This is a genomic window from Cognatundibacterium jejuense (assembly GCF_014284255.1).
Lineage (GTDB): Bacteria > Pseudomonadota > Gammaproteobacteria > Burkholderiales > Burkholderiaceae_D > Undibacterium > Undibacterium jejuense.
Genome location: NZ_JACOFV010000023.1, coordinates 1 through 16,482 on the forward strand (window position 1 = coordinate 1; position 16,482 = coordinate 16,482).

Annotated in this window: 12 protein-coding genes and 1 tRNA gene; 4 read left to right on the plus strand and 9 right to left on the minus strand. The window is 47.0% G+C overall.

What is annotated here, in order from left to right:
* Window positions 1–345: 345 nt before the first annotated feature.
* Both H8K32_RS18655 and H8K32_RS18660 read right to left on the minus strand, forming a co-directional pair.
* The gene (locus H8K32_RS18655; protein WP_186914072.1) at window positions 346–1,605 is read right to left on the minus strand and encodes a phage integrase central domain-containing protein; all 1,260 of its coding nucleotides are present in this window, start codon (window positions 1,603–1,605) and stop codon (window positions 346–348) included.
* Between the two features lie 166 nt (window positions 1,606–1,771).
* Window positions 1,772–1,861, minus strand: a tRNA-Ser gene (locus tag H8K32_RS18660).
* 352 nt (window positions 1,862–2,213) lie between these two features.
* On the opposite strand from H8K32_RS18660, the gene H8K32_RS18665 reads away from it, so the two are divergent.
* Window positions 2,214–4,040, plus strand: coding sequence for a GGDEF domain-containing protein (locus tag H8K32_RS18665; protein ID WP_186914105.1), 1,827 nt, complete (start codon window positions 2,214–2,216; stop codon window positions 4,038–4,040).
* A gap of 172 nt (window positions 4,041–4,212) precedes the next feature.
* Here the strand turns inward: H8K32_RS18665 and serS are convergent, their stop codons facing one another.
* From serS to H8K32_RS18685, 4 genes are all read right to left on the minus strand, one after another.
* Window positions 4,213–5,508, minus strand: a complete 1,296-nt coding sequence (serS, locus tag H8K32_RS18670; protein WP_186914073.1) for a serine--tRNA ligase — start codon at window positions 5,506–5,508, stop codon at window positions 4,213–4,215.
* A gap of 129 nt (window positions 5,509–5,637) precedes the next feature.
* Complete coding sequence (locus H8K32_RS18675) at window positions 5,638–6,897, minus strand: replication-associated recombination protein A (RefSeq protein ID WP_390311800.1); 1,260 nt, start codon at window positions 6,895–6,897, stop codon at window positions 5,638–5,640.
* A gap of 42 nt (window positions 6,898–6,939) precedes the next feature.
* On the minus strand, window positions 6,940–7,638 hold the full coding sequence (lolA, locus tag H8K32_RS18680; RefSeq protein ID WP_390311798.1) for an outer membrane lipoprotein chaperone LolA: 699 nt from the start codon (window positions 7,636–7,638) through the stop codon (window positions 6,940–6,942).
* A 65-nt stretch (window positions 7,639–7,703) separates the two neighbouring features.
* Window positions 7,704–10,040, minus strand: coding sequence for a DNA translocase FtsK (locus H8K32_RS18685; protein ID WP_186914076.1), 2,337 nt, complete (start codon window positions 10,038–10,040; stop codon window positions 7,704–7,706).
* A gap of 384 nt (window positions 10,041–10,424) precedes the next feature.
* On the opposite strand from H8K32_RS18685, the gene trxB reads away from it, so the two are divergent.
* Both trxB and H8K32_RS18695 read left to right on the plus strand, forming a co-directional pair.
* On the plus strand, window positions 10,425–11,369 hold the full coding sequence (gene trxB / locus H8K32_RS18690) for a thioredoxin-disulfide reductase (protein WP_186914077.1): 945 nt from the start codon (window positions 10,425–10,427) through the stop codon (window positions 11,367–11,369).
* A 14-nt stretch (window positions 11,370–11,383) separates the two neighbouring features.
* Window positions 11,384–12,019 carry a Smr/MutS family protein gene (locus H8K32_RS18695; protein ID WP_186914078.1) on the plus strand — a complete coding sequence of 212 codons (636 nt, stop codon included), beginning with the start codon at window positions 11,384–11,386 and terminating at the stop codon, window positions 12,017–12,019.
* 74 nt (window positions 12,020–12,093) lie between these two features.
* Here the strand turns inward: H8K32_RS18695 and H8K32_RS18700 are convergent, their stop codons facing one another.
* The 3 genes from H8K32_RS18700 to H8K32_RS18710 are packed head-to-tail and all read right to left on the minus strand — an operon-like array spanning window position 12,094 to window position 15,250.
* Entirely contained in the window at window positions 12,094–13,233 is a 1,140-nt protein-coding gene (locus tag H8K32_RS18700) for an ABC transporter substrate-binding protein (RefSeq protein ID WP_186914079.1), read from the minus strand.
* A 33-nt stretch (window positions 13,234–13,266) separates the two neighbouring features.
* Window positions 13,267–13,605 (minus strand): P-II family nitrogen regulator, encoded by a 339-nt coding sequence (locus H8K32_RS18705; protein ID WP_186914080.1) that lies wholly within the window; start codon window positions 13,603–13,605, stop codon window positions 13,267–13,269.
* 31 nt (window positions 13,606–13,636) lie between these two features.
* On the minus strand, window positions 13,637–15,250 hold the full coding sequence (locus H8K32_RS18710; RefSeq protein ID WP_186914081.1) for an NAD+ synthase: 1,614 nt from the start codon (window positions 15,248–15,250) through the stop codon (window positions 13,637–13,639).
* Between the two features lie 27 nt (window positions 15,251–15,277).
* Here H8K32_RS18710 and H8K32_RS18715 point away from each other — a divergent pair, with 27 nt between their 5' ends.
* Window positions 15,278–16,453, plus strand: coding sequence for a GNAT family N-acetyltransferase (locus H8K32_RS18715; RefSeq protein WP_186914082.1), 1,176 nt, complete (start codon window positions 15,278–15,280; stop codon window positions 16,451–16,453).
* The last annotated feature ends 29 nt before the right edge of the window (window positions 16,454–16,482 follow it).

Below are 16,482 nucleotides of genomic sequence, written 5' to 3' on the forward strand. Positions count from 1 at the left end.
GATATTACGTCAAGCAAACACAGTTAGTCGCGCCGCCGGTTGGGGTGTACGCCAGAAAACCGCCTTGCGCTGAGTTTTTAGACGTGCCAACGAGTACAAAACCTAGAGCCGGTGCAGCTTGCAGCCGTTTTTGCCTTGCAACCCCTCATGAAACGGAGGCCGATTTTTAGCTGGTACACATTTGGTACACCTTTGGTACACCTATTTATATATATTGTGTCCCATGAAAAGCTAATACTGGTGCGGGTTTCCGATGTTTGGTACACCGGTACACATGTTTTAGCTTATATAAGAGGGTCTTTTTTATTATTTGCATGAAGTGCGATTTTGTAACTCAGTACAGACTTAAGCCTGTTTGAATTTTGCGTGGAGTACATTGCTGGAATTTTTTATACCGTCTAGGTAGTCCGCCCAATGCTGCATCATCTTTTTACGTTCCTCTAAGAATTGCGCTCGATCATAGGCGCTCGCTATCTTGTCTTTCTGGGCATGGGCAAGCTGCCTATCTACGGTCTCATGGCGGTATCCTAGCTTCTCCTTTAGTGTGGTCATAGCTAAGGCGCGGAAGCCGTGAGTAGTCATCTTACCTTCATAGCCCATGCGGTTTAAGGCCATGCGTATAGCATCGCCCGACATGGGTTTGCCGTGGTCGCGTTGATTCGGGAATAGGTAAGTGCTGCCACCGGTATAGTGGTGTAGCTCTCGCAGTAACTCAAGCCCTTGGCGTGACAGACAAACGTGATGATCTGTCTGGTCTGGGTTAATTGTCAGCTTGCCTCGTTTCATGCGCTGCCACGGTATTACCCATTCACCGGTCTCTAAGTTAATTTCGCTCCATGGTGTAGTGCGTAGCTCACTGCTGCGAACAAAGATCAACAGCATCAAACGCAATGCTATGCGGGTAGGGGCATACAGTCTGGTATCGTTTTTATTGATTGATTCCAGAAAGGCTGGCAATTCATCTGCGGAAATAGCTGCAAAGTGGCTGGCCTTCACTGGTTTAAGCACGTCCTTAAGATCGGCGGCGGGGTTTCTATTCTCGATACCGTGTTGGTTGGCGTAGCTGAATACCCGCGCACAGGTGGACTTTAACCGGTGCGCAACTTCACCAGCGCCTCGATCTTCAACCTTACGCAAGGCCGCAATCATTTGCATGTGGGTTATATCAGCTATCGGCATCTTGCCAATTTCGGGAAAGATGTCCTTTTCGAGCCTGCTGATTGTGTCTTTGGCTGTGGCCGTGCTCCATGCACTTAGGCGGTTTGCGTGCCATTCACGGGCGATTTTTTCAAAAGTATTAGCGGCCACATCGTTGGCTAGTTGTTTCTTTTGGTCGCGTGTAGCGGCTGGATTAGTGCCTGATGCCAGAAGCTCACGGGCTGCTTTGCGCTGGTCTCGTGCTTGCGTGAGAGAGACTTCTGGGTATTTGCCAAAGGCTAACGTATTGCGCTTGTCATTGAGCCGGTAATCAAAGCGCCAGTACTTAGTAGCATCAGGATTAACAAGTAAATACATACCTGCGCCATCAGCTAGCTTGTAAGCCTTGTCTTTGGGTTTGGCGTTTCTGACCTGAATGTCAGTGAGTGGTGTAACGAGTTTAGGCATTTTGACGGTATACGTTTTAACGGTATCTAGGTATACCGTCAAAAATACCGCCAAAAACTTGGGCTGTCAATGAATGTTCTGGCACGTCCTGAAACGAAAAACCCGCATACTCACTAGGAGACATGCGGGTTTTTGGTGTTTCTTGGTACTGCTTGAAACTTAATTCTGGCGGAGAGGGGGGGATTCGAACCCCCGATACCTGTTACAGTACGCCTGATTTCGAGTCAGGTACATTCAACCACTCTGCCACCTCTCCGGCTTTGGTTGTTCGTTAAAAACGAAGCCTTCGATTATAGCAAAGAAACTTTGGGTTTCCTAGCTTCGTTAGCAATCGAATTGCGCAATGGCTAACAAATGACCAATCAGATCAGGCTGCATTTAAAAAACTGCCCGTCTACACAGATTCCAGCAGGATCAATTTGCACGTTCCGCAATTGCCGCACACCAACATTGACATCAAGTTGTAACATATTTTACCTATAGTCACAATTTATCAGTTAACACCGCCCTTTATCACGAGTGAAGGGCGGCTCTTTGTATTTTAGGAAGTAGTTTCAATGGATAGTGTATTGGCAGAAGATTACATGGCAGATCTTTCTCAGCACAACATGGCCACCGCGTGCGAAGCATACTCTGCAGCCGCCAATACGGAAGACAATAGCTTATCGGCACAGCTTCAACGCATCATCGAGCAGCGCTCGCTGACTGCACGCTTTCAGCCGATTATCGAAATGCACAATGGTGACATTTTGGGTTATGAAGGTTTGATACGCGGCCCTTCTGACAGCCCCCTGCACTCGCCACTGAACTTATTTAAAACCGCATCAGAAAACAATCTGACGGTCACGTTAGAGCATCTTTGCCGGCACGTGATTCTGGAACAATTTGCCGCGCAAAAGTTGCCTGGTAAGCTTTTTCTGAATGTCAGCCCTGAATGTTTGCTGCAACGCGATACCAGAAATGGCGAGACGCTGGACTATATTCGTGATCTGGGCATCAATCCTGAACGTGTGATCATCGAACTGACTGAATATCAACCAACCCACGATTATGGGCTTTTGTGCGAAGCGGTTTTTCATTATCGTGAGATGGGGTTTGAGATTGCCATTGACGATTTGGGTGAAGGTTTTTCCAGTCTGCGTTTGTGGTCTGAATTAAAACCTGATTACGTCAAGATTGATATGCACTTTATTCAGGGTATCGATCATGATCCTGTCAAAGCGCAATTTGTGCGCTCGATTCAGTCGATTGCAGAAAAATCTGGTACTCGCGTGATTGCCGAGGGCATAGAAACGCAATCTGAGCTATTGACCATACGTGAAATGGGTGTTGCTTGTGGACAGGGTTATCACATTGCACGCCCTCACCCAACGCCAACCCGTGCGATTTCAGCTGAAGTTGCGAAGGTTTTGACAGCGAATAGCCCACCGAGCCCGCGCAGGAATTCGGCTGCATTTGAGCAAACGATTGCGATAGAGAAGATACTGAAAACCTCGCCGACGATTCCATCTAAGATGTCGAATAATCAGGTGGATGAGATTTTTTTGCAGAATCCTAAACTACAATTTATCCCCGTCGTTGATCAGGGCATCCCTATCGGCATCATTAATCGATATCACATGATTGAGCGCTTTGCACGGCCTTATCAACGTGAACTGTATGGCAAAAAATCTTGCAAAGAATTTATAGATGCCAATGCGGTAGTGGTCGATAAAAATACTAGTATGCAAGACGTCAGCCACATCATCGTCGAGACCAATCCCGATCATCTGATTAACGGGATTATCATTACCGATCAAGGACAGTACGTGGGTATTTGCACCGGCCCCGATTTGATGCGCGAAATTACACAGATGCAAATCACGGCGGCGCGTTATGCCAATCCACTGACGCAGTTGCCAGGCAATGTTCCCATCAATGAGCACATCGATAAGCTGCTGGAAAAGAAGCAGGCCTTTACAGCATGCTACTGTGACCTCGATCATTTCAAACCATTTAATGATGTGTATGGTTACCGTCGCGGTGACGATATTATTCAACTGACCAGTGAAATTTTAAAATCACACTGCGATCCGCAAACGGACTTTATCGGGCACATAGGTGGCGATGATTTTATTATTTTGTTCCGCAGTGAAGACTGGGAAAACCGTTGCAAAGCGATTTTGCAAAGTTTTTCTGAAGAGATTCAACACTTTTACAGCAACGAAGATCGCGAACGCGGTGGCTATTTGAGTGAAGATCGTCAAGGTCAAAAAGTATTTTATCCTTTGGTCTGTTTGTCTTTGGGGGTGGTGAAATCGAGTTTAAATAAGTTTTATTCGCACCATCAGATTTCGATAGCTGCATCGGATGCAAAGAAACAAGCAAAAAAAATCCCTGGCAATAGTTTATTTATCGATCGCCGTTCGGAGAGCGATTCATCCAAGATCAAATAAAGAATCTCTAATAATATTCACCGATAAAATTCACCGATAAAATTCACCGATAAAATTCAAAAATAAAAATCCCGCATCAAATGAATGATGCGGGATTTTTTTACATAAATTGCTTACTGAGATTTGATAGGACTTCTACAAAGCCCTATCACGTATTGCCGACATATCCGAATTAAGCAGCTGGCTGCAATTTCTCAATGCCACCCATATATGGGCGCAGCGCTTCTGGAATGATCACAGAACCATCAGCTTGCTGGTAGTTTTCTAATACAGCAACCAGTGTGCGACCAACAGCCAGGCCAGAACCGTTCAAGGTGTGGACCATTTCTGGTTTGCCTTGGGCGTTACGGAAACGCGCTTGCATGCGGCGTGCCTGGAAGGCTTCCATGTTCGAGACGGATGAAATTTCGCGATAGGTATTTTGCGCTGGCAGCCAGACTTCCAGATCGAAGGTTTTTGCTGCGCCAAAGCCCATGTCACCGGTACACAAGCTAACGACACGGTATGGTAGTTCGAGTTTTTTCAACACGGATTCGGCGTGGCCGACCATTTCATCCAAAGCTGCCATGGAATGATCTGGGTGCACGATCTGTACCATTTCTACTTTATCGAATTGGTGTTGGCGGATCATGCCGCGCGTATCACGGCCATAGCTACCTGCTTCAGAACGGAAGCATGGTGTATGCGCTGTCATTTTGATTGGTAACGCATCGGCGGCGACGATTTCGTCACGCACGGTATTGGTCAAGGTCACTTCGGAAGTGGGGATCAGGTACAGAGTCTCTCCGTCGCCTTCCTGTCCGCCTTTTTTGACCGCAAATAAGTCTTCTTCAAACTTTGGCAATTGGCCTGTACCACGCATAGAGTCAGCATTGACCATGTACGGTGTATAGACTTCGGTGTAGCCGTTTTCTAAAGTCTGGGTATCGAGCATGAATTGCGCTAAGGCGCGATGCAGACGTGCCATGCCGCCTTTCATGACAGAAAAACGCGAGCCAGTCAGCTTCACCGCAGTATCAAAATCCAGACCCAATGCAGAACCGATATCCACGTGATCTTTAACTTCAAAATCAAAAGTGCGTGGTGTGCCAACTTTGCGCACTTCTACGTTGCCTGACTCATCGTTACCAACGACCACGGATTCATGCGGTAAGTTAGGGATCGCTTGCAAGAACGCGGTCATATTGTGCTGTACTTCTGCCAAACGTACTTCGGAAGCTTTTAGTTCATCACCAATGCCGCCCACTTCAGCCATGACTGCTGACGCATCTTCACCTTTGCCTTTGAGCATACCGATTTGCTTGGACAAGGTATTACGCTTGCCTTGCAATTCTTCAGTGCGTGACTGTATTTGCTTGCGCTCACCTTCAAGCGTGTTAAAGGTTGCCACATCCAATTGAAATTTGCGTGTCGCCAGACGGGCGGCAACGCTATCAATGTCTTTGCGTAGGAGTTGAATGTCTATCATAGTAATTTAATGCCAAGTTTTTGAAATGGAGCGAATCGCCTATTAACCGTCTATTGTAGCAAGCCCGACGGATTTCCCCTAAATTTATAGACGAATTTTATTGTTGAGTATTTTGTTTTTTACAAGCCTTCAGGATTTTGATGCATCTTCATCCAAACGGCGCAGGTAGGCGAGTTTTTCACCAATTTTGATTTCCATTCCTCGCGGTGCCGGCTTATACCAGGATCGCCCCTCCAAGCCTTCTGGCAAATAGGTTTCACCTGCGGCATAGGCATCTGGTTCATCATGGGCGTAACGGTATAGCTTGCCGTAACCCAATTCTTTCATCAATTTGGTTGGTGCATTGCGCAAATGCTCAGGGACAACACGGGACTTGTCTTTGGCAATCAATGCCTTCACTTCGTTATAGGCTTTATAAACCGCGTTCGACTTGGCGGCACAAGCCAGATACACCACGGCCTCAGCCAGCGCCAGTTCTCCTTCGGGAGAACCTAAACGCTCATAAGTTTCTGCCGCATCCAGCGTAATGCGCAGTGCGCGTGGGTCAGCCAGGCCGATATCTTCAGCAGCCATACGAATGATGCGGCGTGCCAGATAACGTGGATCAGCACCACCATCAAGCATTCTGACCAACCAGTACAAAGCACCATCAGGGCTGGAACCGCGTACCGATTTATGCAAAGCTGAAATCTGATCGTAAAACGCGTCACCACCTTTATCAAAGCGGCGCAAGGCATCGCCCAGGCATTCACTCAGCAATACCGCGTCAATTAAGCCAACTTGTTTGGCGTTTGCAGCGTGCGCCACGATATCAAGATTATTGAGCAGTTTGCGACCATCTCCATCGGCACTCGATACAAGACTAGCTTTAGCGTCGGGGGTTATTTGCAAACCACCTAATTCTCGCTCGCAAGCCCTGTCAACCATCGCCGCCAGATCGTCATCGGTCAGCGATTTCAACACATACACGGCAGCACGTGACAACAAAGCGCTATTGACTTCAAACGATGGATTTTCTGTAGTCGCGCCGATAAACGTGAACAAGCCGCTTTCTACATGCGGTAAAAATGCATCTTGCTGACTTTTATTAAAACGATGCACTTCATCGACAAACAGGATTGTGCGGCGACGCGAATTGGCTTGGACAATCTGTGCGCGCTCTACTGCTTCGCGGATATCTTTGATGCCAGACAGCACCGCAGATAACGCTATAAATTCGCAATGAAAAGCATCTGCCATCAAGCGTGCCAGCGTCGTTTTGCCAACGCCTGGTGGTCCCCACAAAATCATGGAGTGCGGCTCACCCGAAGCAAAGGCCAGCCGCAAAGGCTTGCCTTCACTCAGCAAATGTTGTTGGCCTATGACTTCTTGTAAGCTTGCAGGGCGCATGCGCTCTGCAAGAGGTGTAAGTGAACGACTTGTGGTATTCATTTATTGACGGAACACGTCAGCCCCGGCAGGGACGACGAATTTAAACTGATCAGCTTTCAAGGCTGGATTTTTTTCTAGATTTTTGAGGGTAATCAAGGACGCCTGACCAAAGCTGTCACGCAATTCCAGCGCATAGGGAACACCGTCTTTCATACCTATACCAATATGCTCAAACTGGCTATCTTTTGTCTTTGGTGTGGCTTCCAACCATTCAAGACCTTGCTTGTCAGCGACATCTTTAAGGATGAAGTTCTTTTCAAGATCGGCAGTACCCGCACCGGCAAACAAGATCGCGGCCGGGCTAGAACCCAGCGCATTACCCAACTCTTTGACTGTGACTTGATTTAAGTCTTTGTCGTAGATGAAAAGCTTGTCACCATCAGCTTGCAGCACCTGTTCATAAGGTTTTTGGTAAGTCCAGATGAATTTACCAGGACGGGCAAATACGAATGTGCCGTTCGAGGTTTTGATTACCTTAGGCTTGCCATCCACTACCTTGACTTGCTGTTGAATAAAATCGCCTTTGGCACTCTTTGAGTTACTGACGAAAGACTTAAATTGCTCTACCGCTGAGGCATAAGCACTACCTGAGCCGATGATTAAACTACTTGCGACCACGACACTCGTTACTAAACGATGCCATGTTTTATTTTGCTGGCTTTGTTGATTTTGCTGATTTTGATGAATTTGCTTATTCACTGTATTTCCTATCATTCAGACGCTTTGTCTGAGGATTTGTGTAGATTTTCGTTGGATTTTGCGGCTTATTCCGCATTACCAACTGGCACCAGAATTTCACGGTTACCATTCGACTGCATGGTAGATACGACCCCGCTTTGCTCCATTTGTTCCAACAAACGTGCAGCGCGGTTGTATCCGATGCGTAAATGACGCTGCACCAAAGAAATCGAGGCACGACGATTTTTTAATACAATCGCTACCGCCTGATCGTACAAGGCATCAGCCTCGCCACCACCGGCGCCCTCAGTCGCGGCACCCGCTTCACCACCCTCTTCCAGCGTACCGCCTTCGAGTATGCCTTCGATATAATTTGGCTCCCCCTGCGCTTTCAGGTACTCAACAACCCTATGCACTTCATCATCTGAAACAAACGCGCCATGCACACGAATCGGCAAGCCTGTACCTGGTGGCATGTAAAGCATGTCCCCCATACCTAGCAAGGCTTCGGCACCCATTTGATCGAGAATCGTACGCGAATCGATTTTACTGCTGACCTGAAACGCAATACGGGTTGGAATATTGGCTTTAATCAAACCAGTAATTACGTCAACCGACGGGCGTTGCGTAGCCAAAATCAAGTGAATACCCGCAGCACGGGCTTTTTGCGCGATACGGGCAATCAATTCTTCGACTTTTTTACCAACGACCATCATCAGATCAGCCAATTCATCGATGATGATCACAATAGTCGGCAACTTATCCAGAGGTTCAGGTGCATCCGGAGTCAAGCTAAATGGATTGGGGATCAATTGTTCTTTTTTGACTGCTTCAGCAATTTTGACGTTGTAGCCTGCCAGATTACGCACGCCAAGTTTGGACATCAATTTATAACGACGTTCCATCTCAGACACCGCCCAATTCAGGGCATGGCCAGCCTGACGCATATCGGTGACGACCGGCGCCAACAAATGAGGAATGCCTTCATAGACTGACATCTCCAACATTTTAGGATCGATCAGGATCATCCGTACGTCATTCGGATCGGACTTGTACAACAGCGACAAAATCGTTGCATTAATACCCACCGACTTACCAGAACCCGTCGTACCCGCCACTAACAAATGCGGCATTTTGGCAAGATCAGCAGTGACAGGATTACCTGCAATGTCTTTACCCAAAGCGATGGTCAGGCTGGAAATGCCGTCGTTATATAGTTTGGAGCCAAGAATTTCAGTCAGACGGACGATTTGTCGCTTAGGATTCGGTAATTCCAGACCCATGTAATTTTTACCGGGTATGGTTTCAACTACACGAATGGAGGTGAGTGACAAAGAACGCGCCAGATCTCTCGCCAAATTGACGATCTGACTGCCTTTGACGCCTGTGGCGGGTTCAATCTCATAACGGGTAACGACCGGGCCCGGATAAGCTGCCACAACTTTGGCATCAACACCAAAGTCCGAGAGTTTTTTCTCGATCAGACGGCTGGTAAATTCCAGCGTCTGGACGCTGACGGTTTCTTGCACTGGCGGCGCGTCATCGAGCAGATTTAATGGCGGCAAATTGGTGTCAGGCAACTCATTAAACAAAGAAACTTGCTTCTCTTTTTCAACCCGCTCAGAACGCTGAACAGCGACCACCTGAGGCTCGATGCGGATAGGTGGCGCTTCAACGATTTTGGCACGCTCCTGCACCACAACTTCTTCGCGCTTAACAGCAGCGGTTTGGCCTAAGCGACGATCTTCCGCGGCAGCATACTTATTATTGATAAAGACAAACACACCCTCAATGGCTGCGCCAATTTTTTCAGCAATAGTGAGCCACGACATTTGAAAATACAGGCTGACGCCCAACGCCATCAGCAATAATAACGCGAGTGTAGCACCAGTAAATCCCAAAGCATTAAAAGCGGCACGCCCAATCAGATCGCCTAACACACCGCCCGGTGCCAAAGGCAAAGGGACACGCATGGAATACATACGCAGATATTCAATGCCCATACTACCGGTCAGCAGCATCGCAAAACCCAGTTTTTGTATCAAAATTTCAGGCTGGGAAATATCTGGCTCAGGTTCTGGCGTTACCCTGAAACGGTTCGCCAACTTGCGATACGCTTTCCAGACCTGTCGCAGCCCAGCAACGCACCACCACCAGGTTGACAAGCCAAACACATAAAGTAAGACGTCAGCCAGCCAGGCACCAAATTTGCCGCCAACATTATGAATTTTGGGCACTACGCTGGATTGCGACCAACCCGGATCCGCTTTTGAATAGGTCACGAGGATCAAAATCAGACAAATACTTAAGGCAGCGAATAATATCCAGCGCGCCTCCATGAGCAACACGACCATTTTGTTGGGCAATGGCGGTGGCGGTGGCGCTTTATTCGTACGTGTATAGGCTTCGTTACTTGTAGTCATAAATCAGGAAAATAGGTACCCAGACAACCAAAGTCTGACAAGATAGCATGTTAGGCCACAGTAACCAAACTTCAGCCAAACTTCAGCGGTATTTCAGCAATTATTCAGCAATAATTCAGCAAGACTTCGACCAAACGCCACCCGGCCAGCCAAGCTTTTGGGGATAGACTATAATTTATGCTTATGTTCGACATTCGGAACAAATTACGTACAAAATACGTAAAAAGATGGTCAAAAAGTATAAAATAACATGCATTTTAGCTAATTTATTTGTTGATGCTTGTTTTTCGATACTGCGACTCCATCTGCAACTCATTCCTCAGCGCACATTGATATTTTTTATGTCGGTATGCGTATCGTTCAACTTTTTAAGCAGGTCAACCTATGTCTACATCCAAACATGCTCGCGTACTCATTCTTGGTTCTGGCCCCGCAGGCTATTCAGCCGCGATCTATGCTGCCCGCGCCAATCTTAATCCTGTGCTGATTACCGGCGTTGAGCAAGGTGGTCAATTGATGACCACAACTGATGTAGAAAACTGGCCAGCTGACCCACTGGGTGTTCAGGGTCCAGAATTGATGCAGCGCTTCCTGCAACATGCAGAACGCTTTAACACTGAAATTATTTTCGATTATATCCACACCACAAAGTTGACTGAAAAACCAATCCGCCTGATTGGTGATCAGGGCGAATACACTTGCGACTCGTTGATTATTGCAACGGGCGCTTCCGCGCAATACCTCGGCCTGCCTTCCGAACAGGCGTTTATGGGCAAAGGCGTTTCCGCTTGCGCAACCTGCGACGGTTTTTTCTATCGCGGCAAAGAAGTCGCCGTTGTTGGTGGTGGCAATACTGCTGTTGAAGAAGCTTTGTACTTATCGAATATCGCTAGCAAAGTGACTGTGATCCATCGCCGCGACAAATTCCGCGCTGAAGCGATTTTGATTGATCGCTTAATGGCAAAAGTTGCTGAAGGTAAAATCGAAGTCAAATGGAACCATACGCTCGATGAAGTGACTGGTGATGACTCTGGCGTGACCGGTATCAATGTCAAATCGGCGGACGGTGTTGTGACTGCGATTCCTTTGCATGGCGTGTTTATCGCCATCGGCCATAAGCCAAACACCAGCATATTTGAAGGTCAACTGACCATGCAAAACGGCTACATCAAAACACGCACCGGTACAGAAGGCATGTCCACAGCGACCAATATCCCTGGCGTGTTCGCTGCTGGCGACGTGCAAGATCACGTCTATCGCCAAGCCATCACCAGCGCAGGTACAGGCTGCATGGCAGCATTGGATGCGCAGCGCTTCCTTGAAGAGTAATTCAGGCTCAGGCAATGTCTTCCTTGAAAAATTTTGCTGACCTGAAATCTTTGGGTCAGCAATTAAAGCAGCAACAAGAAACCCAGCAGAAGGCTGAAGCGGAACGCTTGGAGCGCGAGAAAAAAGCGGCAGCAGAAGCCAATATTTTCCGCTCCAGCATCGGTACAGTTGCGCCCATCAAAACTGCCAGCAAGCACCTTACCCCTCCGGCGCGTCCAGAACCGATTCCATTTCAACATCTCGCCGATGAAAAATCAGCGCTACAAGAATCGCTATCAGATGAATTTGATGCTGATTCTTTGCTAGAAACTGACGGTGATCTGAGTTACACGCGTGCCGGTGTAGGTGCCGATGTAGTACGCAAGCTCAGAAAAGGGCATTGGGTGATTCAGGCGCAACTTGACTTGCACGGAATGCGTCGCGATCAGGCGCGGGACAGTCTAGGTGAGTTTTTGAGAAGGTGTGATCGCAATGGCTTACGTTGCGTACGAATTATTCATGGCAAAGGCTTAGGTTCGATCAATAAAGAACCCGTCTTAAAGCACAAAGTCAGAAACTGGCTGATACAGAAAGATGAAGTGTTGGCGTTTAGTCAGGCGACGGCGGCTGACGGCGGCTCGGGCGCTTTAATCGTGCTGCTCAAATCGTAAAGGCTGGGCAAAATGACTTACTTCGTCATTTTGCCCTTCTTTTGTATTTTGGCGTCACACTGACATCGACGACGTCAGTCTTTGAATTTACCGTCTTTCGTGATGACGGTCATATCGACAAACTTCGAGCCGTTATGATTGGATGATGAGAAATTCACATCAAATCCACCACCATCATAACTTTTCATATTGATGGTTTCTAAAGCTGCAATGAATTTTTCTCTGGTTAAATCTTGCCCGGCACGGCGCAAGCCCTCAACAAAAATCCTCGCATCAATAAACCCTTCAAGACTAGAGAAATTCAGGTCTTTGATACCTGCTTTATTCATCACCTTGGTATATTCACCCACCACCGTCGCGTTCGCACTCGACCATGGAAATGGCACAACTTGAGAAATCACCACACCTGGGCCTTCTTTAGCAAGCGCGTCAGATAAAGCCTGACTACCGACGAAAGAGAGATTGTAAAACTGACCAGTATAGTTTCGCTTATGCATTTCTTTAATGAATGCAGCACAAGACGTATAAGCACTGACCTGAATGATCACATCAGGACGTTTTGCCATCATCTTTTCTACTGCTTTGGATACATCCGAACTATTCCGCTCAACTGTCGCCGTTTCGACAATCGGTAAATTTAATTTCTTTAAAGCGCGCTCTACGCCAGAAAGACCGGCTTTACCGTAAGCATCATTCTGATAAAACACAGCGATATTTTTTAAACCAGTATTCACCAGGCGATCGACCAGATGTTCGGTTTCATCGTTGTAGCTGGCGCGTACATTGAAAATCAGTTTATTAAAAGGATCTCTTAATGATTGGGCACCACTAAAGGGTGCAAAAAATGGCACTTTAGCTTTCGTAAAAATCGGCAGTGCGGCATTACTAGTAGGTGTACCTACATAACCAAACAAGGCAAAAACGTTATCGTTTTCAATCAAGTTTTTAGTGTTAGTAGCAGCAATATCCGCTTCATATTGGTCGTCACGTTGTAGGATTTCTATTTTGCGTCCAAACACGCCGCCAGCGGCATTGACGTGATCAAAATACGCTTTTGCTCCGGCGTTAAGTTGTATCCCTAATTGTGCAGCGGGACCAGAAAAGGCCGCCGACTGTCCGATGATAATTTTACGCTCAGAAACGCCCGTCTCGGCATACGCCGACACTGCAACAACTGTAGAAAGAATGGTAATTATTTTTTTTAACAATGTCATATGAGTCTTAAAAAGCAGGATTCATTAAGATGATTACACCGCTTCCGGCCCAGTTTCACCTGTGCGTATGCGTATCACTTGCTCGACGTTTTGTACAAAAATCTTACCGTCACCAATTTTTCCAGTGTGCGCTGCCTTGATAATGGCGTCAACTACGTGATCACAGATTTTATCGTCAACAACAACTTCAACTTTAATCTTAGGCAAAAAATCGACCACGTATTCCGCCCCGCGATACAACTCGGTATGCCCTTTTTGACGACCAAAGCCTTTTACCTCAGTCACAGTTAAGCCCGTTACGCCGACATCAGCCAAGGCCTCGCGAACCTCATCCAACTTAAACGGCTTGATAACTGCTGTAATTTGTTTCATTATTTTTCCCTTTAGTAATCTTTTAACTTTTTTAATCTCTGAATTTTGATGTTACCGGATAGCGCCAATCCCGACCGAACGCCCGGTGCGTGATCCTTATCCCTATTGGTGCCTGGCGTCGCTTGTATTCATTAATTTTAATCAAACGCGTAATTCTTTCAACATCTTCTTCAGAGTATCCAGCGGCGACGATTTCAGCACGGGACTTATTTTCTTCCATGTACAGTTGCATGATTGCGTCTAATACTTCGTAAGGTGGTAATGAATCCTGATCAGTTTGATCAGGGCGCAATTCTGCCGATGGTGCACGTGTCAGGATACGCTCTGGAATCACATCCGACAGGCTATTGCGGTAAGCACACAAACGATACACCATGGTTTTTGCAATATCCTTAATCACCGCAAAGCCACCAGCCATATCACCATACAAGGTGCAATAACCAACTGCCATTTCACTCTTATTGCCGGTCGTCAGAACAATAGAGCCGTATTTATTCGACAACGCCATCAACAGGGTGCCACGAATGCGCGCCTGGATATTTTCTTCCGTCGTATCTTCTTTCAAACCCGCAAATTCGGAACTGAGCGTTGATCGGAATGCCTCAAAACATGCTGCAATCGACAATTCATCATAGCGTACGCCTATACGCCGCACCATGTCACGCGAATCCAGCAAAGAAATGTCTGCGGTGTAGGGAGATGGCATCATCACCGCCCTCACTTTCTCCGCACCCAAGGCATCGACTGCAATTGCCAATGTTAAAGCGGAATCAACACCACCCGACAAACCTAGCAAAATGCCAGGAAAACCGTTTTTAGTCACGTAATCTCGCACTCCCAAAACCAGTGCCTTGTATATTTGTGCCTCGATAGGTTCCTCGACGGGAAGCGTTTGGGCGATCGGCTCAGCACCATTGAATTCAATGAGTTGCAACTCGGTTTCGCAATGCTTAAGCTGCGCGACCAACTCGCCAGCAGTGTTCAACACAAACGAATTACCATCAAAAATCAATTCATCCTGACCACCAACCAGATTGGCATAGACCAAGGACATACCGCTGCGCGCGACATTCTCACGCATAACTTCAACACGCTGATGCTGCTTGAGCATATGAAATGGTGAAGCATTTGGAACTAGCAGTACTTGCGCACCCGCGTCTTTTGCCACCTGCGGTGCCTCTTTACCCCAGGTGTCTTCACAAATATTGATACCGAATTGGACGCCTTTGACTGCAAAGACACAGCTCTCATGTCCTTCGGAAAAATAGCGCACTTCGTCAAAAACCATGTCATTAGGCAATTTACGTTTAAAGTAACTGGTAACAATTACACCATTGGCTAACACTGACACCGCATTAAACCTGCGTCCCTGATCCTCAGCTGGATGTCCCACTAAAACATAAACATCCGGAAAAACCGCCAACTGCATGGCGAGTTGATTTAAGGCATACTCTGTCTTACGGTAAAACGCCGGACGTAGCAATAAATCCTCAGGCGGATAGCCAACCAATGACAACTCTGGCGTGACGACAATGTCTGCGCCTTGTTGGGCTGCTTTACTGACGTATTCAAATATGTGGGCCGCATTTCCGGTCAGGTCTCCAACCGTACTATTCATCTGGGCGATGGCAACTTTAATGGTCATAATCGTGCAATCTGAATTGAATCAAAAATGGAATTAACATCTATAAGTCAGCATTATCGCATGGGCATCGCCACTTCTCTTTCAGAGATTGGGCGCGAACAATGGGAAACCCTTCTCAACGTGCAAACCCATCGTAATCCCTTCTTATCTTATGCCTTTCTGTCTGCGCTGGAAGAATCCGGATCTGCCAGTGCAAAGACTGGCTGGCGCACTTGCTTCATTACCATTTGGGAAGACAAAGAATTAGTCGGGGCGTATCCCGTCTATGAAAAAAGCCACTCTTACGGCGAATATGTCTTTGATTGGGCATGGGTCGACGCCTATCATCGCTATGGGCACGATTATTACCCTAAATTATTATCAGCAATTCCTTTTACGCCGGTTACCGGGTGTCGTGCTCTTGCCAGAAGCCCTCAGATACAAGCATTATTAATTGATGTATTTAAGCAGATGACAGTATCAGGTGGGTTTTCTTCTTGTCACACGCTGTTCTTTCCTGAAGCTGATCTGGAATTTTACCAAAATGCAGGTTTTTTAATCAGAACCGGGGTACAGTTCCACTGGAAAAATCAAGACTACCAGTGCTTTGATGATTTTCTGGCCAGCTTAGAAGCAAAAAAACGGAAAAACATCCGTGCGGAAAGACGCAAGGTTGCTGAACAAGGCATATCTTTTTTACACATCCCAGGAACTGAAGCCACGCCTGAGGATTGGCAATTTTTCAAGCATTGCTATGACCTGACCTACCGCAACCATCACTCCACACCCTATCTGAATCTGCCCTTTTTCTTAACCATCGGCGCAGAAATGCCAGAAAACATTTTCCTGATTTTTGCCTACAAAGACGGCAACAGAATCGCCGCTTCGCTACTCATTTACGATCAACAGCGACTTTACGGTCGCTATTGGGGCTGTATCGAGTCTTATCCCTGCCTACACTTTGAGACAGCGTATTACCAAGCCATAGAACTCTGTATTGAGCAGAAAATCGCTATTTTTGAAGGTGGAGCCCAAGGGGAGCACAAAATGGCGCGTGGTTTTTTACCGGAAAAGACCTGGTCAGCACATTTATTGACACGTCCTGAATTCAGCGATGCTGTCGCACAATTTCTGAAAAGAGAGACAAACGGGGTCGAAATGTATATTGACGAGTTAAATCAACACACACCGTATAAAAAAGATCCTGAATTAAGGGACACATAGACTTGAAATTTTACAACGTTCAAGGCATC